General features: G+C 66.4%; 28 protein-coding genes and 1 tRNA gene. 19 read left to right on the top strand and 10 right to left on the bottom strand.

Annotated features, from left to right (window positions below; translation table 11 throughout):
* Positions 1-25: 25 nt before the first annotated feature.
* From rpmF to VG543_RS03405, 13 genes are all read left to right on the top strand, one after another.
* Positions 26-220: a 50S ribosomal protein L32 gene (gene rpmF / locus VG543_RS03465; protein ID WP_005408308.1), complete on the top strand. Its 195-nt coding sequence runs from the start codon at positions 26-28 to the stop codon at positions 218-220.
* Between the two features lie 91 nt (positions 221-311).
* Positions 312-1,289: a beta-ketoacyl-ACP synthase III gene (locus tag VG543_RS03460; RefSeq protein WP_019659500.1), complete on the top strand. Its 978-nt coding sequence runs from the start codon at positions 312-314 to the stop codon at positions 1,287-1,289.
* Between the two features lie 76 nt (positions 1,290-1,365).
* On the top strand, positions 1,366-2,148 hold the full coding sequence (locus tag VG543_RS03455) for a serine/threonine protein kinase (protein ID WP_019659499.1): 783 nt from the start codon (positions 1,366-1,368) through the stop codon (positions 2,146-2,148).
* 147 nt (positions 2,149-2,295) lie between these two features.
* Positions 2,296-3,240 (top strand): ACP S-malonyltransferase, encoded by a 945-nt coding sequence (fabD, locus tag VG543_RS03450; protein ID WP_423177740.1) that lies wholly within the window; start codon positions 2,296-2,298, stop codon positions 3,238-3,240.
* Between the two features lie 81 nt (positions 3,241-3,321).
* Positions 3,322-4,065: a 3-oxoacyl-ACP reductase FabG gene (gene fabG / locus VG543_RS03445; RefSeq protein WP_423177739.1), complete on the top strand. Its 744-nt coding sequence runs from the start codon at positions 3,322-3,324 to the stop codon at positions 4,063-4,065.
* Between the two features lie 152 nt (positions 4,066-4,217).
* The gene (acpP, locus tag VG543_RS03440) at positions 4,218-4,457 is read left to right on the top strand and encodes an acyl carrier protein (protein WP_005415509.1); all 240 of its coding nucleotides are present in this window, start codon (positions 4,218-4,220) and stop codon (positions 4,455-4,457) included.
* A 142-nt stretch (positions 4,458-4,599) separates the two neighbouring features.
* Positions 4,600-5,862, top strand: a complete 1,263-nt coding sequence (gene fabF / locus VG543_RS03435; RefSeq protein ID WP_423177738.1) for a beta-ketoacyl-ACP synthase II — start codon at positions 4,600-4,602, stop codon at positions 5,860-5,862.
* Between the two features lie 214 nt (positions 5,863-6,076).
* The gene (locus VG543_RS03430; protein ID WP_423177737.1) at positions 6,077-7,441 is read left to right on the top strand and encodes an aminodeoxychorismate synthase component I; all 1,365 of its coding nucleotides are present in this window, start codon (positions 6,077-6,079) and stop codon (positions 7,439-7,441) included.
* Between the two features lie 129 nt (positions 7,442-7,570).
* The gene (mltG, locus tag VG543_RS03425; protein WP_423177736.1) at positions 7,571-8,632 is read left to right on the top strand and encodes an endolytic transglycosylase MltG; all 1,062 of its coding nucleotides are present in this window, start codon (positions 7,571-7,573) and stop codon (positions 8,630-8,632) included.
* Entirely contained in the window at positions 8,629-9,294 is a 666-nt protein-coding gene (tmk, locus tag VG543_RS03420; RefSeq protein ID WP_019659493.1) for a dTMP kinase, read from the top strand. The genes mltG and tmk overlap by 4 nt, the downstream gene beginning before the upstream one ends.
* Positions 9,291-10,247, top strand: a complete 957-nt coding sequence (locus VG543_RS03415) for a DNA polymerase III subunit delta' (protein ID WP_188250352.1) — start codon at positions 9,291-9,293, stop codon at positions 10,245-10,247. Before tmk ends, VG543_RS03415 begins: the two co-directional genes overlap by 4 nt.
* Entirely contained in the window at positions 10,244-10,597 is a 354-nt protein-coding gene (locus VG543_RS03410) for a PilZ domain-containing protein (RefSeq protein WP_005412452.1), read from the top strand. The genes VG543_RS03415 and VG543_RS03410 overlap by 4 nt, the downstream gene beginning before the upstream one ends.
* Before the next feature lie 175 nt (positions 10,598-10,772).
* Positions 10,773-10,847, top strand: a tRNA-Val gene (locus tag VG543_RS03405).
* 159 nt (positions 10,848-11,006) lie between these two features.
* On the opposite strand, the gene VG543_RS03400 is transcribed toward VG543_RS03405, so the two are convergent.
* From VG543_RS03400 to VG543_RS03385, 4 genes are all read right to left on the bottom strand, one after another.
* Positions 11,007-11,264, bottom strand: coding sequence for a hypothetical protein (locus tag VG543_RS03400; RefSeq protein ID WP_021202623.1), 258 nt, complete (start codon positions 11,262-11,264; stop codon positions 11,007-11,009).
* Between the two features lie 2 nt (positions 11,265-11,266).
* The gene (locus VG543_RS03395) at positions 11,267-11,881 is read right to left on the bottom strand and encodes an RHS repeat-associated core domain-containing protein (RefSeq protein WP_279936116.1); all 615 of its coding nucleotides are present in this window, start codon (positions 11,879-11,881) and stop codon (positions 11,267-11,269) included.
* Positions 11,882-12,420: 539 nt separating this feature from the next.
* Entirely contained in the window at positions 12,421-12,984 is a 564-nt protein-coding gene (locus VG543_RS03390) for a hypothetical protein (RefSeq protein ID WP_423177735.1), read from the bottom strand.
* A 52-nt stretch (positions 12,985-13,036) separates the two neighbouring features.
* Positions 13,037-13,444, bottom strand: coding sequence for a hypothetical protein (locus tag VG543_RS03385; protein ID WP_423177734.1), 408 nt, complete (start codon positions 13,442-13,444; stop codon positions 13,037-13,039).
* 566 nt (positions 13,445-14,010) lie between these two features.
* Here VG543_RS03385 and VG543_RS03380 point away from each other — a divergent pair.
* Positions 14,011-14,391 (top strand): tautomerase family protein, encoded by a 381-nt coding sequence (locus tag VG543_RS03380; RefSeq protein WP_423177733.1) that lies wholly within the window; start codon positions 14,011-14,013, stop codon positions 14,389-14,391.
* Positions 14,392-14,437: 46 nt separating this feature from the next.
* Here the strand turns inward: VG543_RS03380 and VG543_RS03375 are convergent, their stop codons facing one another.
* Positions 14,438-15,013, bottom strand: coding sequence for a hypothetical protein (locus VG543_RS03375; protein ID WP_423177732.1), 576 nt, complete (start codon positions 15,011-15,013; stop codon positions 14,438-14,440).
* A 241-nt stretch (positions 15,014-15,254) separates the two neighbouring features.
* On the opposite strand from VG543_RS03375, the gene VG543_RS03370 reads away from it, so the two are divergent.
* From VG543_RS03370 to VG543_RS03360, 3 genes are all read left to right on the top strand, one after another.
* Positions 15,255-15,650 carry a DUF2946 family protein gene (locus VG543_RS03370; protein ID WP_423177730.1) on the top strand — a complete coding sequence of 132 codons (396 nt, stop codon included), beginning with the start codon at positions 15,255-15,257 and terminating at the stop codon, positions 15,648-15,650.
* Between the two features lie 129 nt (positions 15,651-15,779).
* Positions 15,780-17,918 carry a TonB-dependent receptor gene (locus VG543_RS03365; RefSeq protein WP_423177729.1) on the top strand — a complete coding sequence of 713 codons (2,139 nt, stop codon included), beginning with the start codon at positions 15,780-15,782 and terminating at the stop codon, positions 17,916-17,918.
* Between the two features lie 11 nt (positions 17,919-17,929).
* Entirely contained in the window at positions 17,930-19,435 is a 1,506-nt protein-coding gene (locus VG543_RS03360) for a PepSY domain-containing protein (protein ID WP_423177728.1), read from the top strand.
* 9 nt (positions 19,436-19,444) lie between these two features.
* On the opposite strand, the gene VG543_RS03355 is transcribed toward VG543_RS03360, so the two are convergent.
* Together VG543_RS03355 and VG543_RS03350 are read right to left on the bottom strand one after the other, a co-directional pair.
* Positions 19,445-20,578, bottom strand: a complete 1,134-nt coding sequence (locus VG543_RS03355; RefSeq protein ID WP_312545879.1) for an MFS transporter — start codon at positions 20,576-20,578, stop codon at positions 19,445-19,447.
* 11 nt (positions 20,579-20,589) lie between these two features.
* Entirely contained in the window at positions 20,590-21,366 is a 777-nt protein-coding gene (locus VG543_RS03350) for a DeoR/GlpR family DNA-binding transcription regulator (protein WP_423177726.1), read from the bottom strand.
* Positions 21,367-21,526: 160 nt separating this feature from the next.
* Here VG543_RS03350 and smqnr point away from each other — a divergent pair, with 160 nt between their 5' ends.
* The gene (smqnr, locus tag VG543_RS03345; protein ID WP_014646203.1) at positions 21,527-22,174 is read left to right on the top strand and encodes a SmQnr family pentapeptide repeat protein; all 648 of its coding nucleotides are present in this window, start codon (positions 21,527-21,529) and stop codon (positions 22,172-22,174) included.
* Positions 22,175-22,177: 3 nt separating this feature from the next.
* Here smqnr and VG543_RS03340 read toward each other — a convergent pair whose 3' ends face one another.
* Together VG543_RS03340 and VG543_RS03335 are read right to left on the bottom strand one after the other, a co-directional pair.
* Positions 22,178-22,852: a class I SAM-dependent methyltransferase gene (locus VG543_RS03340; protein WP_111098574.1), complete on the bottom strand. Its 675-nt coding sequence runs from the start codon at positions 22,850-22,852 to the stop codon at positions 22,178-22,180.
* Positions 22,853-22,986: 134 nt separating this feature from the next.
* Positions 22,987-24,366 (bottom strand): PLP-dependent aminotransferase family protein, encoded by a 1,380-nt coding sequence (locus tag VG543_RS03335; protein ID WP_423177724.1) that lies wholly within the window; start codon positions 24,364-24,366, stop codon positions 22,987-22,989.
* A gap of 133 nt (positions 24,367-24,499) precedes the next feature.
* Here VG543_RS03335 and VG543_RS03330 point away from each other — a divergent pair, with 133 nt between their 5' ends.
* A complete protein-coding gene (locus VG543_RS03330) occupies positions 24,500-25,399 on the top strand; it encodes a DMT family transporter (protein ID WP_312545884.1) in 900 nt (299 codons plus the stop codon).
* A gap of 25 nt (positions 25,400-25,424) precedes the next feature.
* Here the strand turns inward: VG543_RS03330 and VG543_RS03325 are convergent, their stop codons facing one another.
* Positions 25,425-26,348: a LysR substrate-binding domain-containing protein gene (locus tag VG543_RS03325; RefSeq protein WP_058979452.1), complete on the bottom strand. Its 924-nt coding sequence runs from the start codon at positions 26,346-26,348 to the stop codon at positions 25,425-25,427.
* Positions 26,349-26,409: the final 61 nt, after the last annotated feature.

Below are 26,409 nucleotides of genomic sequence, written 5' to 3'. Positions count from 1 at the left end.
AACGAACCGAGTTTGGAGCAATCCCATGGCTGTCCAGAAATCCCGTGTTACCCCGTCCCGCCGCGGCCAGCGCCGTTCGCATGACGCCCTGAGCGCCAAGCAGCTGTCGACCGACCCGACCACCGGCGAAGTGCATCTGCGTCACCACATCACTGCCGATGGTTTCTACCGCGGCAAGAAGGTCATCCAGACCAAGACCTCGGCCGTCGAAGAAGATTGATGTGCCGGGAAGGCCGCTGCCTCCGGGCAGCGGCCTTTGCCTTCTTTCCCGGGCGTGCCGGTGATCGGCGGCCCGCGCAACAGGAAACATGATGAGCAAGCGGATCTACTCGAGGATCGCGGGCACCGGCAGCTATTTGCCGGAAAAAGTCCTGACCAACGCCGACCTGGAAAAAATGGTCGAAACCTCGGACGAGTGGATCCAGTCGCGCACCGGCATTCGTGAACGGCACATCGCGGCCGAAGGCGAAACCACCAGCGACCTTGGCTACAACGCCGCCCTGCGCGCGCTGGAAGCCGCAGGCATCGACGCTTCGCAGCTCGACATGATCGTGGTCGGTACGACCACGCCTGACCTTATTTTCCCGTCCACCGCGTGCCTGATCCAGGCCAAGCTCGGTGTGGCCGGGTGCCCCGCCTTCGACGTCAACGCAGCCTGCTCGGGCTTCGTGTTCGCGCTGGGCGTGGCCGATAAATTCATCCGTTCCGGTGACTGCAAGCACGTGCTGGTGATCGGCACCGAAACGCTGACCCGCATGGTCGACTGGAACGATCGCACCACCTGCGTACTGTTCGGCGATGGCGCTGGCGCCGTCGTGCTCAAGGCCGACGAAGAGACCGGCATCCTCAGCACCCACCTGCATGCCGACGGCAGCAAGAAGGAACTGCTGTGGAACCCGGTCGGCGTCTCGAGCGGTTTCAAGGACGGCGCCAACGGTGGCGGCACCATCAACATGAAGGGCAACGACGTGTTCAAGTACGCCGTCAAGGCGCTGGACTCGGTCGTGGACGAGACCCTGGCCGCCAACGGCCTGGACAAGTCCGACCTGGATTGGCTGATTCCGCACCAGGCCAACCTGCGCATCATCGAAGCCACCGCCAAGCGCCTGGAGATGTCGATGGACCAGGTGGTGGTGACTGTCGACAAGCATGGCAATACCTCGTCCGGCTCGGTGCCGCTGGCGCTCGACGCCGCCGTGCGTTCGGGCAAGGTCGAGCGCGGCCAGCTGCTGCTGCTGGAGGCCTTCGGTGGTGGCTTCACGTGGGGTTCGGCTCTGTTGCGCTATTGATAGTGCAAGTTACGACAATGTGAAGCTTTGTCGTTGCGGCCCTCCGGGGCCGTAACGCGTTTAAGGAGGACCTGTCATGGTTGAGCCCATCGTCATCGAAGGGCAACGTGCCTGGCTGAAGCAGTACGGCAAGGGAAGCCGGGCGCTGGCCCTTGGCCTGCTCAATTTTGTTGCCCGTCGTTTCCACCTCGATGCCCTTCGTCCTCCTCCGCACCGTGGCGGCGACGCCGCACGCGAAACCGAGGCCCGCCGCCTTGCAGAACTGCAGGCGCAAGGTGTGAACGTGCCTGACGTGCTGGGCACCGGCCATGCCGCGCTGGTAATCGGCGACAACGGCAGCTCGTTCAATACCTGCCTGCGCCAGGCCGACGAGGCCGGTCGTGATCGGCTGGTCATGGCGGCGATGCAGGCCATTGCCGAAGCGCATGCGCGCGGCGCCTATTTCGGCCAGCCGTTGCCGCGCAACCTCACCTGGGATGGCGACAAGGTCGGTTTCATCGACTTCGAGGAAGATCCACTGGAAGTGATGGACCTGTCCGAAGCCCAGGCCCGCGACTGGCTGATGTTCGGCTATGGCGTGGCCAAGTACTATGCCGACCGCCCCGAGCACCTGCAGGCGATGATGGCCGAGGCGATGGGCGGTGCCCAGGCACCGGTGCGCGAGCACGTGCATGCGGTCAGTGGCCGCCTGCGCAGCCTGGCCAGGGTCTGCATGAAGCTGGGCCGGTCAGCGCGCGCGCTGGCCCATTCGATCTTCATCACCCACGGTGCCAGCACTGCTGGCGTGCTGATGCTGGTGGGCCTGTGCGTGGATTTCCTCGCCGACGGCGATCTGGACGTCCTGCAGCTGTTCTGCTGATCGTCGGCCGGGGTCAGATCCCATTTCCGGTGGAAAAGGGATCTGACCCTGTCATTGCTCCATACGCCTGCATACGCGCACGTACAGACGACACAGCGGATTCCCCCTTATCATGGCCCGCTTCGATTGCAACAAGCGGATGACCGCGTGACCGTATCCACCCTCGCTTTTGTCTTCCCCGGCCAGGGCTCGCAGTCTGTGGGCATGCTGGCCGAGCTGGCCGAACTGCACCCGCAGGTGCGTGAAGCCTTCACCGAGGCATCCGATGGTGCCGGTGTCGACCTGTGGGCGTTGTCCCAGGGCGGCCCGGAGGAAATGCTCAACCGTACCGAATACACCCAGCCGGCCCTGCTGGCCGCCAGCATCGGCGTGTGGCGCGCCTGGAACGCCGTGGGCGGCCCGCGCCCGTCGGTGCTGTCCGGCCACAGCCTGGGCGAGTACACCGCCCTGGTCGCCGCCGGCGCGCTGAGCCTGCATGACGGTGCGCACCTGGTGCGCCTGCGTGGCCAGCTGATGCAGGAAGCGGCACCGGCCGGTGTCGGTGCCATGGCCGCCGTGCTCGGTGCCGAAGACCAGCTGGTGCTGGACGTCTGCGCCGAAGCCGCAGGCAGCCAGGTGGTGGTGCCGGCCAACTTCAATTCGCCGGGCCAGATCGTGATCGGTGGCGACGCCGATGCGGTCGACCGTGCACTGGCGCTGCTGTCCGAGAAGGGCGTGCGCAAGGCGGTCAAGCTGGCCGTCAGCGTGCCCTCGCACACCCCGCTCATGCGCGAAGCCGCCAACCGCCTGGCCGAAGTGATGGCCGGCCTGTCCTGGCAGGCGCCGCAGCTGCCGGTGGTGCAGAACGTCGATGCCCAGGTGCACGACGGCGTGGACGCCATCCGCACCGCGCTGGTCCAGCAGCTGTACCAGCCGGTGCAGTGGACCGGTTGCGTGCAGGCGCTGGCCGCCCGCGGCATCACCCAGATCGCCGAGTGCGGCCCAGGCAAGGTGCTGACCGGCCTGGTCAAGCGCATCGACAAGGCCATCGACGGCCGTCCGCTGGCCACGCCGGGCGACTTCGAAGCCGCCCGCGAGGCATGGTCGGCCTGACCTTCCCTGTTCCTGCCGGCCGTACCGGTGGCCGCTGCAAGCGGCACGGTGCGGCGGCCGCTCCCGTCTGAGGAAAACATCATGAGCAAGCCCCTGCAGGGTGAAATCGCACTGGTCACCGGTGCCAGCCGTGGCATTGGCGCCGCCATCGCCGATCTGCTGGCCGCCCAGGGCGCCACCGTCATCGGCACCGCCACCACCGAATCCGGCGCTGCCGCGATCGGCGAACGCCTGGCTGCCCACGGCGGTCACGGCCGCGCGCTGAACGTCACCGATGCCGCCGCGCTGGACAGCGTGCTCGATGGCATCGCCAAGGAATTCGGCCCGATCTCGATCCTGGTCAACAATGCCGGCATCACCCGCGACAACCTGCTGATGCGCATGAAGGACGAGGAGTGGGCGTCGATCATCGACACCAACCTGACCAGCGTGTTCCGCACCAGCAAGGCGGTGATGCGCGGCATGATGAAGGCACGCAAGGGCCGCATCATCAACATCGCATCGGTGGTGGGCGTGACCGGCAACGCCGGCCAGGCCAACTACGCCGCGGCCAAGGCCGGCATCATCGGCTTCAGCAAGTCGCTGGCCAAGGAAATCGGTTCGCGCGGCGTCACCGTCAATGTTGTCGCACCTGGCTTCATCGACACCGACATGACCAAGGCGTTGCCGGAAGAAGCGCGCACCGCGCTGATCAACGACATCGCCCTCGAACGCCTGGGATCGCCGGAAGACATCGCCCATGCGGTGGCCTTCCTGGCCAGCCCGGCTGCCGGTTACATCACCGGCGAAACCCTCCATGTGAACGGCGGCATGTACATGCCGTAAGCAAGGGGCGCAGGGATTGCGCCGCAAGTGGTTGATCTGCGGGGGTTTTTGCTGCAATGCAAGGCCGCGCCGGTTTCCACTACACTATCCCACGGCCATCGCCCTTGATGGCGACCACTTTTGAACCACAACTCCATCTGGAGCGAGATCCCATGAGCACCATCGAAGAACGCGTCAAGAAAATCGTCGTCGAACAGCTTGGCGTCAAGGAAGAAGAAGTCACCAACAGCGCATCGTTCGTCGATGACCTGGGCGCTGACTCGCTGGACACCGTCGAGCTGGTGATGGCCCTGGAAGAAGAATTCGAGTGCGAGATCCCGGACGAAGAAGCCGAGAAGATCAGCACCGTGCAGGCCGCCATCGACTACATCAAGGCCCACGTCAAGGCCTGATGTCAGACGGCAGTGCGCGCGCGGGCTCACGCTCGCCGCGCACCGCACCCCATGGGGCCGCAGTTGCGGCCCCGTGTGTTTGGGCATCACACCGAAGCAAACCGTGTTACCCGATTGAACCTTCGGGTCAGGAGAATCAGCAATGAAGCGTCGCGTCGTCGTAACCGGCCTGGGTATCGTCTCGCCGTTGGGCAATGATCTGGCCAGCAGCTGGGAAGGCATCACCCACGGTCGTTCGGGCATCGGTCCGCTGACCAACATTTCTGATGCCTACCTGGATCGGTTCACCACCAAGATTGCAGGTGAGGTCAAGGGCTTTGACATCACCGCCGACAACGAACTGTTCGGCAAATTCCGGGTCAGCGGCAAGGATGCCAAGAAGATGGACCCGTTCATCCATTACGGCCTCGGTGCCTCGTTCATGGCCCTGCACGACTCGGGCCTGGAGATCACCGACGCCAATGCCGAGCGCATCGGCGCCATCGTCGGCGCCGGCATCGGCGGCCTGCTCGGCATCGAAGAGCAGACCATCGAGTTCCACGAGGGCAAGAAGATCTCGCCCTTCTACGTGCCCAAGACCATCATCAACATGCTGCCGGGCCAGCTGAGCATCATCACCGGCCTGAAGGGCCCGTCGTTCTCGGCGGTGTCGGCGTGCGCGACCTCGAACCATTCGATCGGTACCGCGATGCGCATGATCCAGTACGGCGACGCCGACGTGATGGTGGTCGGCGGTGCCGAACGTGGCTCCTCGCCGACCGCACTGGGTGGCTTCTGCGCGATGAAGGCCATGAGCACCCGCAATGACGCCCCGGAACAGGCTTCGCGCCCGTGGGACAAGGACCGTGACGGCTTCGTGCTGGGCGACGGCGCCGGCATCCTGATCCTGGAAGAGTACGAGCACGCCAAGGCGCGTGGCGCGAAGATCTACTGTGAACTGGCCGGCTTCGGCGCCAGCTCCGACGCGTACCACATGACCGCACCGAGCGAGAACGGCGAAGGCGCCGCGCGCTGCATGGCCATGGCCATGAAGGACGCGGGCGTGACCCCGGAACAGGTGGGCTACCTCAACGCGCACGGCACCTCCACGCCGCTGGGCGACCTGGGTGAGACGATGGCGATGAAGACCGCCTTCGGCGACCACGCCTACAAGATGATGGTCAGCTCCACCAAGTCGATGACCGGCCACCTGCTGGGTGCTGCCGGCGGTGTGGAAGCGATCTTCTCGGTGATGGCGCTGCAGGACAACGTCATTCCGCCGACCATCAACCTGCAGCAGCCGGGCGAAGGCTGCGACCTGGACTACGTGCCCAACGAAGCACGCCAGGCCAAGGTCGACGTGGTGATGTCCAATGGCTTCGGCTTCGGCGGCACCAACGGCACGCTGATCTTCAAGCGCGTCTGACCGGTGTTGCGACGTCGCGCCACGCTCGACGTCGCATTGGTAGAGTCGACTGTTAGTCGACTGCCTTTCGATCCGCCGCGGTGATCGTTGATGGGAAAGCAGTCGACTGACAGTCGACTCTACCCATCGGCAATCCGACAAACCGATCAACGCCGTGCACCACGGAGCCGCCGCAAGGCGGCTTCCGTGCATCTGAACCCCAGAACTGGCTGCCATGACCCACGCACCGCTGATCCACCCGCTGCCGCACCCGATCGATCTGCTGGCCCTGCAGCAGCATGACCCGGCGCGCTTCCCGCTGCTGATGGAATCCACTGCCTCGGGCACCGCCCAGGGCCGCTGGAGCCTGCTGCTGGCCACGCAGGGCGAGGGCCTGCGGCTGGACGCCGATGGCCAGGTGCGCGACCTGCAGGGTGCCGTGCAGCCCGGCACGTTCCTGCAGGCGCTGGATCGCGCCTGGCAGCACGAACGTCTGCCGCACGACGGCAGCCACAGCCTGCCGTTCCGTGGCGGCTGGGCGCTGATGCTGGACTACGAAGTGGCCAGCCAGATCGAACCGGTGCTGCCGGCGCGCGCGCGCGAGGACGGCCGCCCGACCGCGCTGGCGCTGCGCTGCCCGGCAGCGGTGCTGCACGACCACCAGAACGACGCCAGCTTCGTCATCGCCGAAGCCGGTGAGCAGACCCTGCTGGAGGCGCTGATGACCTTGGCGTCGCAGGCATTGCCGGAGGCCGGGCAGGGCTGGCAGCCGCCGCAGTCGGTCGGCGAGGATGCGCCACAGCGCCTCACCGATGGCGTGCGCCGGGTGATCGACTACCTGCGTGCCGGCGATGTGTTCCAGGTGAACCTGTCGCGGCGCTGGAGCGCGCAGTTCGCCGCGCCGGTCAGCCCGCAGGCGTTGTATGCGCAGCTGCGCCGTGCCAACCCCGCACCGTTCGCCGGGTTGTTCAGCGCGCACGGCCGCCACGTGGTCAGTTCCTCGCCGGAACGGCTGGTGTCGGTGCATGCCGGCCACGCGCAGACGCGTCCTATTGCCGGCACGCGTCCGCGCTTCGAGGGCGACGATGATGCCGCGCGCATCCAGGAACTGGTCGGCCACCCCAAGGAGCGTGCCGAGCACGTGATGCTGATCGACCTGGAGCGCAACGACCTGGGCCGTATCTGCCTGCCCGGCACCGTGGTGGTCGATGAGCTGATGACCGTGGAGAGCTACGCGCATGTGCACCACATCGTCAGCAACGTCAGCGGCCACCTGCGCCCGGAGGTCACGCCCGGCGAGGTGATCGCCGCCACGTTCCCGGGCGGCACCATCACCGGCTGCCCCAAGGTGCGCTGCATGCAGATCATCAGCGAGCTGGAGCAGGTGCCGCGTGGTGCCTACACCGGCGCGTTCGGCTGGCTGAACCGCGATGGCGACCTGGACCTGAACATCCTGATCCGCACCGCCGAAGTGGACGGCCAGGAGGTGAGCTTCCGCACCGGCGCCGGCATCGTGGTCGATTCGGACCCGGACAAGGAACTGGACGAGACCCGCGCCAAGGCCCGCGGCCTGCTGCGCGCGCTCGGCCAGCAGGGGTAGGCGTGTTCCGGTAGTGCCAGTGTTGTGGTGGGTGCCGACCGTTGGTCGGCACGCAGGCGCCACCCCGATCATGACCCCAATCCACCGGCACGGTATCCTGCACGACGGAATCGAGTTCAGAGGTAGTCCATGGCGGGAGCCAAGCGCGGGTGTCTGTTCGTGGTAACGCTGGTGGTGGTGCTGGGCGCCGTCGTGGCTGGCGCGGGCGCGTGGTTCTTCTACCAGCAGACCCGGTTCGCCGATGCCCCGATCACCCCGACCGCCGAGAGCGTGGTCATCGCCAGCGGCGATGGCATGAACAGCGTGCTGCGCAAGCTGCGCGACGCCGGCGTGGACGAGGGCCAGGACACCCAGTGGCAACTGCTGGCGCGCCAGCTCGATGCGGCCGGCAAGCTGAAGGTGGGCGAGTACGCGCTCAGTGGCGAGCTGACCCCGCGCGAGCTGTTGCTGCGCATGCGCGCCGGCAAGGTGCTGCAGCACCGCGTCACGATTGTCGAGGGCTGGAACATCCGCCAGCTGCGTGCTGCACTCAAGCGCGCCGAGCCGCTGCTGCACACCACCGACAACCTGGATGACGCCGCGTTGATGCAGCGCCTTGGCTTCGGTGGCCAGCACCCGGAAGGCCGCTTCCTGCCGGAGACCTACGTCTACCAGCGCGGCGACAGTGATCTGGACGTGCTCAAGCGCGCCCACGCCGCAATGGAAAAGGCGCTGGACGAAGCCTGGGAAAGCCGCGCGCCGGACCTGCCGATCAACACGCCCTACGAACTGCTGACGCTGGCGTCGATCATCGAGAAGGAAACCGCGCTGGCCAGCGAGCGCCCGCAGATCGCCGGCGTGTTCATGCGCCGCCTGAAGATCGGCATGCGCCTGCAGACCGACCCGACCGTGATCTACGGCATCGGTGCCGCGTATGACGGCAACATCCGCCGCCGCGACCTGACCACCGATACGCCGTACAACACCTATACCCGTGCGGGCCTGACCCCGACCCCGATCGCCATGCCCAGTCGCGACGCGCTGATGGCCGCCGCGCAGCCGGCCGCCGGTGACGCGCTGTACTTCGTCGCCGTGGGCGACGGCAGCGGCGCGCACGTGTTCTCGCCCAGCCTGGACCAGCACAACGCCGCCGTAGCCCGCTACCTGCAGCAGCTGCGCCAGCAACGTACCCAGGAGACCCCGGCGCAATGAGTCCCGCGCTGCTTCGCCACCCGCGTTTCGTCAGCCTGGAAGGCGGCGAGGGCGCAGGCAAGACCACCGCCATCAATGCCATCCGTGACTGCCTGCGCAGCCACGGCCACGAGGTGGTGCTGACCCGCGAGCCGGGTGGCACGCCGCTGGCCGAGCGCATCCGCGGCCTGGTGCTGAAGCCCGATGCCGAGATCGCTGCCGAGCCGCTCAGCGCCGAAGCCGAGTTGCTGCTGGTGTTCGCCGCACGCGCCCAGCATGTGCGCCAGGTGATCCGGCCGGCGCTGCAGCGCGGTGCCTACGTGCTGAGCGATCGCTTCACCGATTCCAGCTACGCCTACCAGGGCGGCGGCCGTGGCCTGGATCCGCAGTGGATTGCCGACCTGGAGCGCCGCGCGGTCGGCCTGCTGCCGGGCCTGACCCTGCTGCTGGATGTGGACGTGGCCGTCGGCCGCGCACGCGCCAACGGCCGTGACCTGTGGCCGGACCGCATCGAGAGCGAGCAGGACGATTTCTTCCAGCGCGTGCGCGCCGTGTTCCGCAGCCGCGCACAGCAGGACCCGCAGCGCTTCGCGCTGATCGACGCCGGCCAGGTGCAGGAACGCGTGGCCGCCGATGTGGTCGCACGTATCGAGCGTTGGCTGCAGGACGGGGAGGGCGCATGAGCACGTTTTCGCCGTGGCAGCAGCGCGCGTTCGACCAGACCGTGGCCGCGCTCGACGCCGGTCGCCTCGGTCATGGCCTGCTGATCTGCGGCCCGGCCGGGCTGGGCAAGCGCGAGGTGGCGCTGGCGCTGGCCGACCACGTGCTGGCGCAGGGTGATGCAACGCACGCCACGCGCACGCGCCAGCTGATCGCCGCCGGCACCCATCCGGACCTGCAGCTGGTCAGCTTCATTCCGAACAAGAGCGGCGACAAGCTGCGTACCGAGATCGTCATCGAGCAGATGCGCGAGATCACCGACAAGCTGGCGCTGACCCCGCAGTACGGCGTGGCGCAGGTGGTGATCGTCGACCCGGCCGATGCGATCAACCGCTCGGCGGCCAACGCGCTGCTGAAGACGCTTGAGGAGCCGCAGCCCGGCCGCTACCTGTGGCTGATCAGCAGCGACCCGGCACGCCTGCCGCAGACCATCCGCAGCCGTTGCCAGCGCCTGGAGTTCAAGCTGCCGCCGCAGCACGAAGCGCTGGCCTGGCTGCAGCAGCGGGGCCATAGCGAGGCATCGGCGCGCGAAGCGCTGGAGGCCGCGCGCGGCCATCCCGGCCAGGCCGACAACTGGCTGCGCGAAGACGGCCTGAGCCTGCGCCGCGAAGTCGGTCGAGATCTGGAACAGCTGGTCACCGGCAAGACCGGCGCGGTGGAGCTGGCGCAGAAGTGGTGCGGTGACGACAACGCGGCGCTGCGCCTGCGCTTTGCCGCCGACCTGGCGCTGGCCCAGGCCAGCACCGATGCCTTGACCACGCCGGAGCGATTGCACAAGCTTGCAGCCTGGTTCGATGCGGCCAACCGCACCCGCGACCTGCTGCGCACCACGGTGCGTGCAGACCTTGCGGTGGTCGAGTTGCTGCTGGCCTGGAACAAGGTGAACGAGCGGCCTGCCGCAAGGGGAAATCGATGAGTGCCAGCAACGCCCGCCAGGGCATCCTGTCCCTGGCCGTGAAGGACAAAGCCGCGCTGTACAGCGCGTACATGCCGTTCGTGAAGAATGGCGGCATCTTCGTGCCCACGCCCAAGCGCTACTTCCTGGGCGACGAGGTGTTCCTGCTGCTGACCCTGCCCGATTCCAGCGAGCGCCTGCCGGTGGCCGGCAAGGTGATCTGGGTGACCCCGGCCGGCGCGCAGGGCAACCGCACCGCCGGCATCGGCGTGCAGCTGGCCGACGGTGCCGAAGGCGAGGGCGTGCGCCACAAGATCGAGACCCTGCTGGCCGGTCTGACCGGTTCGGACAAGCCGACGCATACGATGTGAGTCCGGTAGCGCCGGGCTGGGCTCGGCTGCATGCCCCGAAACGCCTGTGAACCCGCTGTTCTGTAGAGCCGAGCCATGCTCGGCTGCGCACCCCGAAAACACCCGTGAACACGAATGTGAAAAAGTGTTGACTGCCTCTGAAAAGCCCCTATAATGAGCGGCTCAGCAACACACCGGGCGGTTAGCTCAGCGGTAGAGCATTGCCTTCACACGGCAAGGGTCACAGGTTCGATCCCTGTACCGCCCACCATGTTGCAGAACGAAAGAAGCCTCCAGAAATGGGGGCTTTTTTGTTACCAGCGATCCAGCAGGATCAGCCGAATGCGCGCTCCGTCTCAGCCGTGTTCTTCCAGCGGCGCGCTTGATCTTCGCCGTGCGTCAATCAGGCCGTGCCCGCATCAACGTGCCTTCAGTCACCCGACGCATCGGGCCGATCAACGACGGGGCCGACGAAGTCAATGATTTCTTCGATCTCAATGCCTCGTTGATTAGGTTCATCGTCAGGCCCCAAGCCGCTCTCTGACAGTTCTTCCAGCAACGCATCAATCAGCGACTCGCGATCACGCTCAACGAGGTATCTGACGCCATTCTCGGGTAGGAGCAAATTGTGCTTCGCTGCGATTTCAACCAACAGCGAGCGCAGGCTGGGTGAGATATCCTTCTTCATCTTTACTTTACCTTCGGGTCTCTCAGTCCTTCGCTATTCTTCGGGAAGGCCGTTATGACCTTCCCTTCGCCGTTCAAAACTACTTTCGCATCCTTCCCTGTGTACGCCGTCTTGCCGCCGGCCTGCTCGGCAACCTTCGCGGGTTCTTTCACTGCCGATAGTATGGCCTTTGCAGAGACCCCCCTGCCTCCATCGCGGGAGATTGCCTGATTCAAGCCGTGCTTGGTGTAGCCGGTGATCTTTCCCGCTACTGCGCCAGAAGTGCCCGTGACACCGGCGGCTCCTGCGCCAATCTCTGCCGCAGTGGCTACCGCTCCTGGATTTGCCATTGCGGCCAGGCCACCCTCTGCGAGTACTGGAGCCGCCAGAATTGCGGTTAACGCGACACCAATTGCCGGTCCGAGGCTATCGCTTGGATTTTTCGGCGGAGGAGTAATCGGTTGCCCATTCGTGGCGTCGTTGACTACCTTGAAGGCTGCACCACTCTCCCGCCCATCAGGATCCGTGAACTTGTAAGGGTTTCCGTTGGCATATCGATACCGGTTGAACTGTTCAACTGGCTTCTGATAGGCCGTTACCGGGTCCACCGATAGGAAAATCCCCAACTGTGGATCCACCGCTGCTGCATGTAGCTCAGTCCGGTGACCGAGTCGCTCACATGTCCCGTGTATCCCGGTCCGTCTGTGGCTTGGCCACCTACCAAGGCCCCATAGGGCTCATAGTCGTAGCGCTTGATCACTTTCCCATTGGCATCTGTTTCGGCGACGACGGAGCCAAGGGCGTCAGTGTGGATGTAAGTGACTGTTTCCTGGCCTGCGGCGATGGCAGATGGTAATAGGCCAAGGCCGAATGGCAGCGCAAAGCACAACCAGGTGCCTATGGCAGCCAACTGGCGGAATTGAGATTCAAATCTCCTGAAGCGCGAAATTGCACCACCTGCAGCATCCCTGCACCTACGCATTCTTCGCATCCCCGGAAACGCCTTCGAGTAAGGCTTGACCGGATATTACGATCATGAAGCTTGTTGGTCGATGCGGGCCACGCAGGGGAGGGGGCGGAAAGTCCTGCTCTACAGCGGTCCCAGCCATTCTCTGAGCTCACTGCTGGCCTTCATTTACTCAGGGGTTTTCTTCTGTGAATGGGAACAGGCCTTGTCTCAGGCGTGTTCGTCCAATAGCTCGCGCGCGATCATCGCCGTGGCATCCAGCAGGTCATGGCCGCTACCCGCCTGCACCACCACTGCAAGCAGACCACGGCCCACCTCGGCACTGCCGCTGGTCAGCTCCATCTCGCCTTCAAAGCACAGATCGGCCAACCATTCATGGGCCTGCTGCAGCCCGCGCTTGCGGACGCGGCGGAACTCCGCGAGCAGCTTCGCCTGGCCGGCCTCCTGCTCACCCTCGGCAAGCAGGCCGATGGCACCGCCGTGCGCCGCGCGCCAGATGGCCGGCAGCGGGCGACCGTTCGCGTCCACCACGTCCGCCGAAAACTGCGCGCAGTACATTTCGTAGCGCTTGCCCGCCGTGCTGCTGGGCGCGATGCCGGCCTCTGCCAGCAGGCGTTCGGCTTCATCCAGTTTGCTGAACTTCAAGCGCAGCAGTGCAGGGCGGCTCAGTTGTTGTGCCAGCGCCTGCTGGTTGGCGGCGAACCAGACGTTCCAGCCCACGCTTGCGCGGCCTTCCAGTGCGGCCTTGAAGTACTCCAGGTGTTCGGCGTCCATTGCGGTCTCCTGCGCTCCCTGCGCGATTGTAGCGGGAGCACATCCGGGCCGGTCAGGCATCGCCGCTGCAGAGGCAATGATGTGCCTCGCGGACCAACTGTCGTGCGGCCACGATCAGTCCGTCGATATGGAAGGCGCCCAACTGTTCGTCCGGGCCGCCTTCGTTGCGCGCATGGTCGGCGGCCTGCAGCAGATCGAGCAACGCGCCGAGCCCAGATAGCGAGCGGCGCAACGAAGCGTGATTGCTGGCGCCGAGGGTGAGGCTGATGCACGGCTGTCCGTCATCGCCGTCAGCATGGTTGATCGCATTGAGACGGGCGAAAAACGTGGCCGACTGCGCCGGAAGGTTCTGTTCGTTCAGGGCGCACTCGATCTCGCGTGCGAGGTCTTCGGGCACATCGGCGGCGATGTCGCCGATCAAGGCGTGCAGGCGGGGATGGATGGCGGTGCAGTTGGTCATGGCGAAACCCTCACTGGCGTGAAGCCACCTTCCGAAGCGAAGGTGGCGGACGGTGCGGGTTGGCGTACCAAGGCACGAAAGCTCACTGGGAGAAAAAGCCTGGCGGATCTTCCGATCCCCACGCACCGCCCGCCATGGAAGGCAGTCGGTGCATTCTCTTTGCTGCGATCAAGATCGCAACCTCCAGTAGCTTGTTCGTTTATTCGAGACGCCAATCCCGGCCAAGGCTCTTTGCCTCGGCGCGGCGATCTTCAAGCCGGGCAATCACATCGGTCTGTAAGGAAAGTTCTCAACCGTCCCTAGGCAGGCCAGACATTTCCCGTTGTGTGCCGTCCGACACCTGCGAGTAGTGCGGCCCATCACTGATGGCGCACATCGCCGTCCTTACCGGCCGTGCACATGACGACTCCGGAGGGATGCCGCGATGGCAATCACGTCACCCCGCGCGGCGGAGGCGGGACCATGCCACGCATGGAGCCAGAGGGTTCCATCCCTGTGCTGTCCCACCGCCCTGGGCAGGCGTAGTCTCAGCCCATTGCCGTGCCCATCCACCCCGGAGTACCACCATGCCGCTCGCCCGCATCGATCTTCGCAAAGGTAAATCCGCCGACTACCTGCAACGCGTCGGCGAAACCATCTACCAAGCCATGCGCGCGGTGGGCGTGCCGGAAAACGACCGTTTCCAGATCTTCCAGGAACACGCGCCCGGCACGCTGATCTACGACCCCGGCTACTTGGGGGTGGATCGCACCGACGACTTCATCTGCATCCAGATCACCTGGAACGAAGGGCGCACGCTGGAGCAGAAGAAGGCGCTGTACGCCGGCATCGCCGATGGACTGCATGCGGCGGTGGGCATCCGCGGCGAGGATGTGTTCATCAATCTGGTGGAGGTGAAGAAGGAGAACTGGTCGTTCGGGAACGGTCAGGCGCAATACGTGAGTTGATGCGGGTGCGCTGCGCTGCTTCTTTAGGGCGTGCCAAGGCGCTGCGCTACTTGGCGAGCGGACGCGATTCGTGAATCAGTATCCTGGCGCTTGCGCCACGAAGTGGTGCGATGTCTTCAACCGTGCTGATCTGGACTCGATAGCGGCTGTGCCCCTGCAACGGCAGCAACGCGACATGCAATCGGTATGCGCCATCGCTGCCCCGTTGGGTCTGGGCATAGTTCAGTCCCGCATCGCGGTGCCAGTCTGGCAGTGGCTGGCCAGATTGCGACTGTGCGATCTGGTAGGCGTCGGGGCTTGCCAGCGACTGCCACGTGCCGCCGGACCATTGCTGAAGTCCAACGCGTAAAGGAATGTGCAGGTCGCGCGGAGAAGCAGCATCTGGCGATGGGGAAACGTGCTGTAGATCCAGCTCCACCGCATAGGTACGGTAGCTGGCAAAATTGCGCGCCGTGGTTTCGAACTCGAACTGCACCTGCTGGCCCGGCGTGTCCACGGCGATGGGCTGTGAGAGTTCCAGCGGCTCTGGCGGTGGGGGCGGCCCCTTGTCGGCGCAGGCGGCGAGCAGCGCGGCCAGGCCGAGCAGGCTGATGCGCAGCCGGTGTGTAATGCGGGTGGTCATGCTGATCCCCCTGGCTCCTTGCCGTGGCCATCTGAACCCTAACGTTGGCTAGGTGGGGCCTGCAAGCGTGGGGACCGCGGTGCGGTGCATTCACATGTCGCCGCTGGAGGCGAGCCCCTGCGTCACCGTGTCGCAGGGGGCCAACCCTGAACGCGGTCCAAGGTTGGCCGTGGCCCCGTAGAATGGCGGCGTGCGCCGTTCTGCTCTCCACCGCCGGTTCCAGGCCCTCGCATGGCTTGCCATGCTGCTGGTGCTGCTCGCCCCGCTGGTGAGCCGCTGGCTGGCGCATGGCCACGTCGCGGCCGCCGCACCGGTGGCAGCCCTTGATCACGCGATGCACGCAGAGCATGCGCAGCACGCGATGGACGGGCACCACGACCATCACGCGATGGCGATGCCGCACGGCGACGCCGCAAAGAAACCGGCCGCCGATCCACATGCCGATCATGAGATGGGCGTGGACTGCGATTACTGCCTGATCGCTGCACGGCTGATCACCCTGCTGGTGGCGGCCGTGCTGCTGTTGGCGCCGATGGCACCGGTGTGCCGCGCGCTGCGCGGCGCGGTGCAGGCGTTGCCGCGACAGATCAGCGGCACGTTGGGAGCGCGTGGGCCGCCGGCCTTGATGGCCGCCTGAGCCGCACGCGCGCTGCATTGAACGTTCTTCCATGAGGTTGCCGGCCACGGCCGGTGCCCGCACGCGCGTGTTTGTCCCTTTCTGATTGCTGCCCTGCCATTGCGGGGTGGCCTTGCATGCCGTGAAAAAATGAAAACGAACCCCAACCCCGCGCGTCTGCGCCGGGCGACGCTGCCTGTCCTGTGCTCGCTGCTCCTGCATGCCGCGCCCCTGCTTGCCGCCGACGCGGCCCCACCGACCACGCTGGATACCGTGCGGGTGGTCGATACCCGCAGCGGTGAACTGTCGTCCACCGCCAGCGCGGGCTCTGCGTTGGGCCTGAGCGTGTTGCAGACACCGGCCAGCCTGACGGTAATTTCGCGCGAGCAGCTGGAGCAGCGCGGCGACAGCAACCTCAACGATGCGATCAGCCGAGCGGGTGCGATCAGTGCCATGCCGCATCCGGGCAATGGCCTGAGTGCGCTGTCCAGCCGCGGCTTCACCGACGGTGCCTCGGTGATGCGGCTGTACGATGGGCTGCGCCAGTACGGCGGCGTGGGCATCACGTTCCCGTTCGATACCTGGTCGATCGAGCGCATCGAAGTGCTGCGCGGTCCGGCCTCGGTGATCCACGGCGACGGGGCGATCGGCGGCGTGATCAACATCGTGCCGAAGAAGCCCACGCGCGGCGCCATCGAGAACGAGATCAGCATGACCGCGGGCAGCGAGGACACCGCGCGGCTGGGCTTCGGCAGTGGTGGCGCGCTGACGCCTGAGCTGGCCTATCGGGTTGATGTGAGCGGCAACTACAGCGGTGGCTGGGTCGACCGTGGACGCAACAGCGACGCGACATTCTCCGGTGCGTTGCTGTGGCAGCCACGTGCGGACCTGCAGCTGATGCTCACCCATGCGCAGGGCTACCAGAAACCCATGCGCTACTTCGGCACGCCGCTGGTCGAGGGCCGCCAGCTGGAGGCGCTGCGCCACCGCAACTACAACGTGGACGACAGCGAGATCCGCTTCCGCGACCGCTGGACCCAGCTCGACGCGCTGTGGACACCGAACGCGAACGTGGAATGGCGAACCCGCGTCTACCAGATCGACAGCCAGCGTGATTGGCGCAATGCCGAGGCCTATGTCTACAACCGCGCTACCGGCTTGATCGATCGCTCGGGCAATACCGAGATCACCCACAACCAGGACCAGACCGGACTGACCTCGACGCTGCGTGTGCAGGGCAATGTGGGCGGTTGGGCGAACAGCTTCGCGGTGGGCCTGGATGCCAACCGCGCGCACTTCAAGCACACCAACAACACCTATGCCGGCAGCTCGGGCCCGGTCGATCCGTTCGATCCTGTCCCGGGCCAGTTCGCCAGCGACGCGCCGAACCTGCCGCGCTACCGCAACCTTGCCGAGCAGTACGCGCTGTTCGTGGAAGACCGGCTGGCGCTGAGCGAGCGCTGGTCGGTGCTGGGTGGCCTGCGCCACGACCGCGCGCGCATTGATCGCACCGATCTGATCAGTGGCCAGAACGCGTTCTCGAAAACCTACAGCAGCACCGGCTGGCGCGCCGGCACGGTATTTGCGCTGCAGCCGACGCTGAGCCTGTATGCGCAGTACTCGCAGGCGGCGGACCCGGTCAGCGGACTGCTGATGATCAGCGCCGCCAATGGAGCGTTCGACCTGGCCAAGGGGCGGCAGATCGAGGTGGGCCTGAAGCAGGCGTTCGACGGTGGCGAGTGGACGCTGGCGGCGTACCGGATCCGCAAGACCGGGCTGCTCAGCCGCGACCCGCTGGTGCCGGATCACCGGGTACAGGTGGGCGCGCAGACCTCGCGCGGTATTGAAGCGTCGTTGAACTGGAACTTCGCGCCGCGCTGGTCGCTCGATGCCAACGCGACGGTGCTGAAGGCCGAATTCGAGGACTTCCTGGAAACCACGGGTTCGCCGGCGGTGCTGGTGTCGCGCGACGGCAACGTGCCGCCGAACGTAGCCGAGCGCCTGGCCAGTGTGTGGCTGGGCTGGCAGTTCGCACCGGACTGGAGCGCGGCGGGTGGCGTTCGCTACGTCGGCAAGCGCTACGCCGATAATGCCAACACGCTGGAGTTGCCCGGTTACAGCACCACCGACCTCGCCCTGACCTGGCAGGCAGCACCGCACACGCGATTGTCCGCACGCCTGTTCAACGTGTTCGACAAGGCGTACTACGCCACCGCGTACTACACCAGCACGCAGTGGTTGCTGGGGGCGGACCGGCGCGTCGAATTCACCGTCGACCATCGCTTCTGAGGACGCTGGCGATGACGTTGCGATCCACCGCCAAGCGCTGGACCTATCTGGTGCATCGCTGGCTGGGCATCGGCGGATGCCTGCTGATGCTGCTGTGGTTCGTCAGCGGCATGGTGATGCTGTTCATTGGTTACCCGAAGCTGACGCCCGGCGAGCGGCTGGCGGCGTTGCCGGTGCTGGGTGAGGCCCGCGACCTGCAGGGGCTGTCTGTACTGCCTGCCGCCGTGCAGGCCGAGCCGGAGGCTGTGGCATTGACCACGCTACGCGGCGAGCCGGCGTATGTGGTGCGAAGTGGCAGCCACGTGGGGGCCTGGTCTGCATACACCGGTCAGGCGCTGCTGCCGGTGTCGGCACAGCGCGCCGAAGCATCCGCCGCGCAGTTCGCGGGCGGCCAGGCCTTCGTGGGTGCAACGCGCGTGAATGAGGATCGTTGGACGCATTCGCGTGCACTGGACGCGCATCGGCCGCTGTATCGGGTGGAGGTGGGCGGCGCGCAGCCGGGCTACCTGTACGTGTCCTCGCGTACCGGCGAAGTGGTGCTGGACGCCCCTCATGTGCAGCAGCGCTGGAACTATGTGGGCGCCTGGCTGCACTGGCTGTACTTCCTGCGCATGCAGTCGGTCGACCCGGTGTGGACGTGGGTGGTGATCGTGCTGTCCGCACTGTGCACGCTGGCGGCGGTCAGCGGCGTCGTGGTGGGTGTGTGGCGCTGGCGTTTCCGTGGGCACTATCGTTCCGGTGCGAAGACACCGTACGTCGAGCCGTGGATGCGCTGGCACCACCTGCTTGGCCTGATGGCGTCCGCCTTCGTGTTCACCTGGATCTTCAGCGGGCTGATGTCGATGAACCCATTGGGTGTCTTCAGCAGTACGGGTGAAGCGATCGATGTTGAGCACTACCGTGGCGGCGCGGTGGCGGTGGATGGTGCGCTGGGTGATCCTGCGAAGCTTCTGGCGATGGCCGAAGCTGCGCGCTTCCAGCCGGTGGAGATCCAGTGGCGACGGATCGGTGGTGAGCTGTTCGCGGTGTTGCTGGACGGGCAGGGTGATACGCGCATCGTGTCCGGCGGCAATGGGCACCTGCATGTCGCACGGTGGCTGCCGACCGCGTGGTTGCAGCAGAGGGCACGTGCGCTGTCCGCTACACCCATGCAGGGTTTCGTGGTGCAGCATGCAGCGGATGCGTACTTCTACCCGCGTGCGCCCGAGGCCATGAATGGTGCAGCGGTACGTCGCTTCCCGGTGGCAGTTGTGGATTTCGGTGATGCCGAGGCGACACGCCTCTATCTCGATCTGGCGACCGGCGATCCGTTGCTGACGATGGGGCATCGTGAGCGGGTGGGGCGCTGGCTGTTCTACTTCCTGCATAGCTGGGACCTGCCGGCGATGCTGCGCCAGGAAGGTGCCCGGTTGGTGGTGTTGCTGCTGCTGAGCGCTGCCGGCACCGCGCTGTGTGCCACGGCGACGGTGATCGGCTATCGGCGCTTGCGGATGAAGCTGCGGCGCAGGCGGCGTTGATGCCCTGGGCTACACCCGCAGCCAACGCGTGGACATCGCCACCAGCAACAAGGCCGTGGCAATGCCGATGAATGCGGCGATCAGGCCGAAATGGTTGGCGGCGAAGCCGATCAGCGCCGGTCCGGCAAGGATGCCGGCGAAGCCCAGCGTGGAAACGGCGGTGATCGCCAGCGCACCCGGCATGCGGGTCTGGTGGCCGGCCAGCGAGAACAGCGCCGGCGCGATGTTGGCGCAGCCAAGGCCGACCAGCACATAGCCCGCCAGCGACGCCTGCCATGGCGTGACCAGGGTCAGCACCAGCACGCCAGCGGCAGCAAGCAGAGCGCCGAGAACGATCGCGCGCTGGCGGCCCACGCGCGCCACCAGTGCATCGCCGAACAGGCGGGCGATGGTCATGGTCAGGGTGAAGGTCACATAGCCGACGCCGGCGAGGCTGGCATCGACGCGACGCACATCGCTGAGGAACACCGCGCTCCAATCCAGCATCGCACCTTCGCCGAGGAACGCAACGAACGCCAGTACGCCGATGAACAGCACGATGCCGTGTGGCAGGGCCAGCATCGGTGTGTCGTGCGGCATCCGTTCGCTGTGCCAGTGCGCTGCCGACAACAGCATCACCAGCAGCATGGCGCCAACGCCGATCATTACCGATGCCAAGGGCGGCAGCTGTGCGGACAGCAGCACGGTCATGGTGGCCGCGCCGAGGAAGCCGCCGATGCTGAAGAAGGCATGGAAGCCGGACATCATCACGCGCCGTGCTTCGCGCTCGACGATGACGGCCTGTACGTTCATCGTGCAGTCCATCGCGCCCACGGCGGCACCGAACACGAACAGGACCAGCCCGAGTGTCCAGGCCGAACCGGCCAGCGCCAGGCCGGGCACGGTCAGGCAGATCAGCAGGCTGCTGGCCACCATCACCCGCCGGCAACCGAGGCGCGCGGCCAGCACGCCGGACAACGGCATCGCCAGCAGCGAACCGGCACCGAGGCAGAGCAGTACCAGCCCCAGCGTGGCGTCGTTGATCCCGGTGCGTGCCTTTGCGAACGGCACCAGGGTGGCCCAGAGCGCGGTGGCGAAGCCGGGAATGAAGAACGCAGCGCGGGTCGCGTGCTGTTCGGCACGCGCGCGGTTGGCAACGGACATGAGCGGTACGGTCAGGGGGGAGTGGGGTGTACCGCGATGCCGGCGGCGCGGAAGCGTGCCGCCAATGCGGGCGGTGCGGTGGTGGTCAGCACCAGGTCGTCGATCTCGTCGAGGCTGGCAATCTGCCAGTTGCCGCGTGCACCCAGCTTTTCAGTCGTGGCGGCGACGATGACACGGCTGCTGCAGGCCACCATCGCGCGCTTCAGTGTGGCTTCTTCCGCATCCATTGCCCACACGCCGGTGTCGCCGTCCACCGCGCAGGGGCCGGGCAGGTACACATCGGCGCGCAGGCGCTGCACCTGGGCCAATGCCTCGGCGCCGACCGCACCGCCACCGCTGGCCAGGCGCCCGCCGATCAGCTGCACCGAGGTGCCTTCAAGCAGGCTGGCGGCCGTGGCGATCTGTGGCGCGTTGGTGATCACCGTCAAGCTGAGGGCGGCCGGCAGGTGCTGGGCGATCGCCAGGTTGGTTGAACCGGCATCGAGCAGTACGACCTGGCCGGGGTGCAGCAACGCGCAGACGCGGGCGGCCAGCTCGGCCTTGTCGCCGCGGTCGCGGGTCAGGCGCTCGCGCAGCGGGCGTTCCTTGGGCGGTGGCAGCACGGCGCCACCGTAAACGCGCTGGCACATGCCCTGTGCGGCCAGTTCGCGCAGATCGCGGCGGATCGAATCTTCGGACACGGCATAGCGGCGCGCCAGCTCGGCGGCGACCACGCGGCCCTGCTGGCGCAGTTCCTCCAGGATCTGCCGGGTGCGCTGGGCGGGGAGGGGGCTGGGATTGGAGCTCATGCTGCAAGTCTGCACGTTCGTGCAGTAACGTGCAATAACGTGCATGCGGCATTGGGGGGACGCAGGGCGGCTGGACTGCCGGTGAATCCGCCCGCGCCCACGTCTATGGATCGCCCTCGCGGCCCGGCATGATGGCGGGGCACCTGGCATGGAATCCCTGATGTCCCCCACCGTTCACCGCAAGCTGCGCATCGGCGCGGACCAATACACCGGCCAGAAAGTGGTCGACCAGCAGTTCCATGAGTGCGATTTTTCCGGTGCCGACCTGACCGCCACCGAGTTCATCAACTGCAGCTTCTACGATGCCGACAGCCGCAGCGGCTGCCGCTTCAATGGCGCCACATTGAAGGAAGCCAGTTTCCGCAGCTGCGACATCAGCATGTGCCACTTCAACTTCATCAAGGCGCTGGGCCTGGAGATCAGCGAGTGCCGCGCGCAGGGTGCGGATTTCAGCAACGCCAGCTTCATGAACCAGATCACCACGCGCAGCTGGTTCTGCAGCGCCTTCATCAAGAAGTCGAACCTGCGCTATGCCAATTTCTCGCGGGTTACGCTGGAGAAATGCGAACTGTGGGAGAACCGCTGGGACGGTGCGAACGTGAGTGGCGCAAGCTTCGCGGGCTCGGACCTGTCCGGTGGCCAGTTCGAGGGAATCGACTGGAACAGCGCCAACTTCACCGACTGCGACCTGACCAATTCCGATCTGGGCGAGCTGGACCTGCGCAGCACCAACCTGCGTGGCGCCACGCTGGACGTGCAGCAGGTGGCGCTGTTGATGCAGCGGATCGGCATCACCGTGGTGCCGTAGACATCACCCGGCGTACGCCACCCAGCCCTTGAAGCTGAAGCCCGCATAGAACAGCTCCACGCCATCGAAGCCGGCCTCCTGCATCAGCGCGACCTCCTGTTCGGGGGCCAGCAGCGGCAACCGCTCGGCAATGGCGTCGATCGCGCGCTGTGCATCGGCGTGGGCAACCCCCGAGGCTTCGGCGAACGCGGCGTAGCGCTGCAACCAGCGCAGCTTGCCGGCCGGATCCTGCGGCACGCTGTGGTGCGCCACCACCAGCGGTGCGCCGGGCTGCAGGCGCCTGTGCAGCTCGCGCAGCGTGTGCAGGCGCTGCGCGGCGTCGAGGAAGTGCAGGGTCAGCAGGCAGCTGGCACCATCGAAGCGCAGATCGGGCGCATCGTCGATGTAACCTTCCAGCAGCTGCACGCGCGGCATCAGCGGACCCAGTGTCTGCTCGGCCAGGGCCAGCATCGGCGCGGCCGGATCCACACCCAGCAGCTGCCAGCCCGGCTGCGCTTCGGCAAAGGCCTTCAGCTCAAGCCCGCCCCCGGCGCCGAGTACCAGCACGCGGCCCTGTGCGGGAACGTGTTCGGCCAGCAGCAGGCGGGTCATCTGCTGCAACGCGAGGAAACCGGGCACCTGGCGCAGCGGCGCTTCGGCATAGCGGGCCACCGCCTGCGGATCGGAGAACGTGGACATGCGCGGATTCCTGCGGCGGAGGACATGCCACTGTAGCGCGGCGCGCAAGAGGCATTGCGCGCCGCTGCCGCATCGTCGCGGCCAGTTGCGGGGCGTACGCATGGTGGTGGCTGCGCTGGTCGCGCATTCCCGGCTCAGCGCAGCGCCCGCGCCAGTACCTGCCAGATTCTCGGGTCCTGGCACTGCGAGACGTTGAAGCGCAGATAGTCGGCCGCGCGCTGCGACTGGCTGAACGCGTTGCCCGGCGCCAGCACGATGCCCTCGCGCAGGCAGTGCCGCGCCAGTGCGGCGGCGTCGCGGCCGTCGGGCAGCTGGCACCACAGGAACAGGCCGGCTTCCGGCTGCAGCCACGGCGTGATGCCCAGCGCCTGCAGTTTCCGCAGTGTGTGCCGGCGTGCATCGGCCAGGCGCGAACGTATCGACTGCATGTGGCGGCGGTAACCGCTATCGGTCAGCGCGATGTGCATCAACTGCGCGGCCAGATGGCCGCCGCCAAAGCTGGTGGCCAGCTTCAGGTCGGTCAGTGCTTCTATCCAGTCGTGGCGCGCAGCGATGTAGCCGCAGCGCGACGCTGCCGACAGCGTCTTGGAGAAACTGCCGACGTGGATCACCCGTGACAGTCCATCGAGCGCGGCCAGCCGCGGTGCCGGCTGCAGTTCGAAGTCGGCGAAGATGTCGTCCTCGACGATGATCAGCTCGCTGCGTTCGGCCAGGCCCAGCAGGCGGTGCGCAGTGTTGGCTGAAAGCACCGCGCCGGTCGGGTTGTGCAGGCCGGAATTGGTGAGGTACAGCCGCGGCGAATGCGCCTGCAGGGCTTGCGCAAACGCCTCCAGGTCCGGGCCGCTGTGCGTGTACGGCACGCCGATGGCCTGCACCTGGTGCGCCTTGAGCAGCGCGTGGTAATTGAAGTAGCTCGGGTCATCGACCAGCACGCAGTCACCGGGCTTGAGCAGGAAACGGCAGAGCAGATCGACCGCGTGCGTACCGGATTCGGTCAGCAGGATCTGCTCCATCGGTGCATCGATGCCAAGCGAGGCGCTGCGCCTTTGCAGCAGCTGGCGCAACGCGGGCAGCCCGAGCGGGCCGGCGTAGTCCACCAGTTGCATGGCATCGGCACGCGCCAGCCCGCGCAGGCCGCGGCGCACGCCATCGTGATACAGCCAGTCACTGGGCATCCAGCCGCACCCTGGCTTGAGATCGCCCGCGGGCGTTTCCAGCGATTGTCGTGATACCCACAGCGGATCCACCGCGCGATCCAGCCGCGGCTCCATTTCGGCCAGCGCCAGCGGTGCGGCCGGGCCACTGACGTAGAAGCCCGAGCCTGCGCGTGCACTGATCAGGCCTTCGGCCGCCAGGCGCTCGTAGGCCTCGACCACGGTGGAGACTGAAACTCCCATGGTCGCTGCCTGCGCACGTACCGAAGGCAGGCGGGAGCCGGGGCCATCCACCCGTGCACTGATGCGGGTGCGGATGGTCTGGATGACCGATTCGATGCGGGTGAGCGGGCGCGGCATGGTGGAACCGTAGTGGAAGTGTGGGCAGTACAGTTACTTGCGGCTGTACTGGATTGTAGCTGGGGTCGTTCCGCGCTGGATGCTTCCATACAGGTGCAGCCGGGCATCGTCCGGCACCTTCAGGAGTCCAGGCGTGGAACGGTCGGCGAGTGGTTGGATCAATGGCTTCATCGGTGTGGTGATCTTCGCCGGCTCATTACCGGCCACCCGCCTGGCGGTGCTGCAGCTGGATGCCGGGTTCGTCACCGCCGCACGCGCCACCATCGCCGCGGTGCTCGGTCTGGGGCTGCTGCTTCTGCTGCGCCAGCCATGGCCGCGGCGCGGCGACCTGCCGGGGCTGGTGGTGGTCAGCCTCGGCGTTGTGGTCGGCTTCCCGCTGCTGACCGCGCTCGCGCTGCGTCACGCGTCGTCGGCGCACACCATCGTGTTCCTTGGCCTGCTGCCGTTGAGTACAGCGATGTTCGGCGTGCTGCGCGGTGGCGATCGGCCGCGCCCGGCGTTCTGGCTGTTCTCGTTGCTGGGCAGTGCCTGCGTGGTCGGCTATGCCGCGCGCAACGGCATCGAAGCCTCTTTGCAGGCCGACCTGCTGATGCTGGCGGCGATCGTGGTGTGCGGGCTGGGCTACGCGGAAGGTGGTCTGCTCGCCCGTCATCTGGGCGGCTGGCAGGTGATCAGCTGGGCATTGCTGCTGGCGTTGCCGGTGATGCTGCCGATGACGGTGCTGATGCGCCCGGCCTCGTTCACTGCGGTCGGTGCCTCGGCGTGGTGGGCGCTGGGCTACGTGGCGGTGTTCAGCATGCTGATCGGCTTCCTGTTCTGGTACCGCGGGCTGGCGCAGGGCGGCATCGCCGCTGTCGGCCAGTTGCAGTTGCTGCAGCCGTTCTTCGGCCTGGCCCTGGCCGCGCTGCTGCTGCACGAATCGGTCAGCCTCAGCATGGTGCTGGTGACTCTGGTCGCAGTGATCTGCGTCGCCGGCGCGCGCCGCTTCAGCCGCCAGGAAAAAGGGGACGAAAAAGGGGACGGAGGGGGTTAAGTCGTTTCAGGCACAGCAGGACCAATTACGACTTAATCCCCTCCGTCCCCTTTTCCGGGGTGCTGCGGAAAAGGTGCGCAACGGCGTAGTCGATGAACACCCGCAGGCGTGCACTGGGATGGCGCCCACCGGGCCACAGCAGCGAGAACTGCCCCTGGTGCGTGGGCAGTGTGGGCAGCACCTGTTGCAGGCGGCCATCGGCCAGCGCGTCGGCTGCGAGGAAGTCAGGCATCCAGGCCAGGCCCATGCATCCGATCGCAGCGGCCAGCACGGCCTCCATGTTGTTGCAGGTCATCGCCGTGGGAAGGCGCGCCCCGGCGTCGCCTTCGATGCCCGGCAGCTGCCACGGATGCAGCTTTCCGGTGGTGGGGTAACGGAAGCGCAGCGCGGTATGCATGCGCAGGTCGCCCACATCGCCGGGCGTTCCATGCATCTGCAGATAGCCCGGCGCCGCACAGAGGATGAAACGAAAACCACCCAGCCGCCGTGCGGTCAGGCTGGAATCGGCCAGTTCGCCACTGCGTATCACTGCATCCAGGCCTTCGCTGACCACATCGACGATGCGGTCGTTGAAGTCCAGTTCCAGCTGCACCTGCGGATAGCGTTGCTGGAAGCCGGGCAGCACCGGCAGCAGGAAGCGGTAGCCGATGGTGGGCAGGCCGATGCGCAGCAGTCCGCTGGGGGCGTGCTGTCGCTGCGCCAGGTCCGCCTGCGCTTCGGAAAGCTCATCCAGCGCACGCCGGCAGCGTTGCAGCAGCAGTTCGCCTTCGTCGGTGAGATGCACGCGGCGGGTGGTGCGCTGGAACAGGCGCGTGCCGAGTTCCTGTTCAAGCCGGGCGATGCGCTTGCCGACGGCCGAGGCTGACAGGCCGAGTACGCGGGCGGCACCGACAATGCTGCCTGCCTCCGCGGTGCGGACGAAGGCGAGCAGGGCGGAGATGGAGTCCATGTGGGGATGATTGCGGAACATCTGGCCGTAATCAACGTCCACCGAGCCTGTTTTTCTGGAA

Origin of the sequence: Stenotrophomonas sp. CASM101 (assembly GCF_049384845.1) — a bacterium.
Taxonomy (GTDB): Bacteria; Pseudomonadota; Gammaproteobacteria; order Xanthomonadales; family Xanthomonadaceae; genus Stenotrophomonas; species Stenotrophomonas hibiscicola.
This window is presented reverse-complemented; position numbering and strand designations above follow the sequence as displayed.

Coding starts and splice junctions, on each gene's coding strand:
- rpmF (WP_005408308.1), top strand. CDS start 26: ATGGCTGTCCAGAAATCCCGTGTTACCCCGTCCCGCCGCGGCCAGCGC.
- VG543_RS03460 (WP_019659500.1), top strand. CDS start 312: ATGAGCAAGCGGATCTACTCGAGGATCGCGGGCACCGGCAGCTATTTG.
- VG543_RS03455 (WP_019659499.1), top strand. CDS start 1,366: ATGGTTGAGCCCATCGTCATCGAAGGGCAACGTGCCTGGCTGAAGCAG.
- fabG (WP_423177739.1), top strand. CDS start 3,322: ATGAGCAAGCCCCTGCAGGGTGAAATCGCACTGGTCACCGGTGCCAGC.
- acpP (WP_005415509.1), top strand. CDS start 4,218: ATGAGCACCATCGAAGAACGCGTCAAGAAAATCGTCGTCGAACAGCTT.
- fabF (WP_423177738.1), top strand. CDS start 4,600: ATGAAGCGTCGCGTCGTCGTAACCGGCCTGGGTATCGTCTCGCCGTTG.
- VG543_RS03430 (WP_423177737.1), top strand. CDS start 6,077: ATGACCCACGCACCGCTGATCCACCCGCTGCCGCACCCGATCGATCTG.
- mltG (WP_423177736.1), top strand. CDS start 7,571: ATGGCGGGAGCCAAGCGCGGGTGTCTGTTCGTGGTAACGCTGGTGGTG.
- tmk (WP_019659493.1), top strand. CDS start 8,629: ATGAGTCCCGCGCTGCTTCGCCACCCGCGTTTCGTCAGCCTGGAAGGC.
- VG543_RS03415 (WP_188250352.1), top strand. CDS start 9,291: ATGAGCACGTTTTCGCCGTGGCAGCAGCGCGCGTTCGACCAGACCGTG.
- VG543_RS03410 (WP_005412452.1), top strand. CDS start 10,244: ATGAGTGCCAGCAACGCCCGCCAGGGCATCCTGTCCCTGGCCGTGAAG.
- VG543_RS03400 (WP_021202623.1), bottom strand. CDS start 11,264: ATGAAGAAGGATATCTCACCCAGCCTGCGCTCGCTGTTGGTTGAAATC.
- VG543_RS03390 (WP_423177735.1), bottom strand. CDS start 12,984: ATGGACGCCGAACACCTGGAGTACTTCAAGGCCGCACTGGAAGGCCGC.
- VG543_RS03385 (WP_423177734.1), bottom strand. CDS start 13,444: ATGACCAACTGCACCGCCATCCATCCCCGCCTGCACGCCTTGATCGGC.
- VG543_RS03380 (WP_423177733.1), top strand. CDS start 14,011: ATGCCGCTCGCCCGCATCGATCTTCGCAAAGGTAAATCCGCCGACTAC.
- VG543_RS03375 (WP_423177732.1), bottom strand. CDS start 15,013: ATGACCACCCGCATTACACACCGGCTGCGCATCAGCCTGCTCGGCCTG.
- VG543_RS03370 (WP_423177730.1), top strand. CDS start 15,255: ATGCTGCTGGTGCTGCTCGCCCCGCTGGTGAGCCGCTGGCTGGCGCAT.
- VG543_RS03365 (WP_423177729.1), top strand. CDS start 15,780: ATGAAAACGAACCCCAACCCCGCGCGTCTGCGCCGGGCGACGCTGCCT.
- VG543_RS03360 (WP_423177728.1), top strand. CDS start 17,930: ATGACGTTGCGATCCACCGCCAAGCGCTGGACCTATCTGGTGCATCGC.
- VG543_RS03355 (WP_312545879.1), bottom strand. CDS start 20,578: ATGTCCGTTGCCAACCGCGCGCGTGCCGAACAGCACGCGACCCGCGCT.
- VG543_RS03350 (WP_423177726.1), bottom strand. CDS start 21,366: ATGAGCTCCAATCCCAGCCCCCTCCCCGCCCAGCGCACCCGGCAGATC.
- smqnr (WP_014646203.1), top strand. CDS start 21,527: ATGTCCCCCACCGTTCACCGCAAGCTGCGCATCGGCGCGGACCAATAC.
- VG543_RS03340 (WP_111098574.1), bottom strand. CDS start 22,852: ATGTCCACGTTCTCCGATCCGCAGGCGGTGGCCCGCTATGCCGAAGCG.
- VG543_RS03335 (WP_423177724.1), bottom strand. CDS start 24,366: ATGCCGCGCCCGCTCACCCGCATCGAATCGGTCATCCAGACCATCCGC.
- VG543_RS03325 (WP_058979452.1), bottom strand. CDS start 26,348: ATGGACTCCATCTCCGCCCTGCTCGCCTTCGTCCGCACCGCGGAGGCA.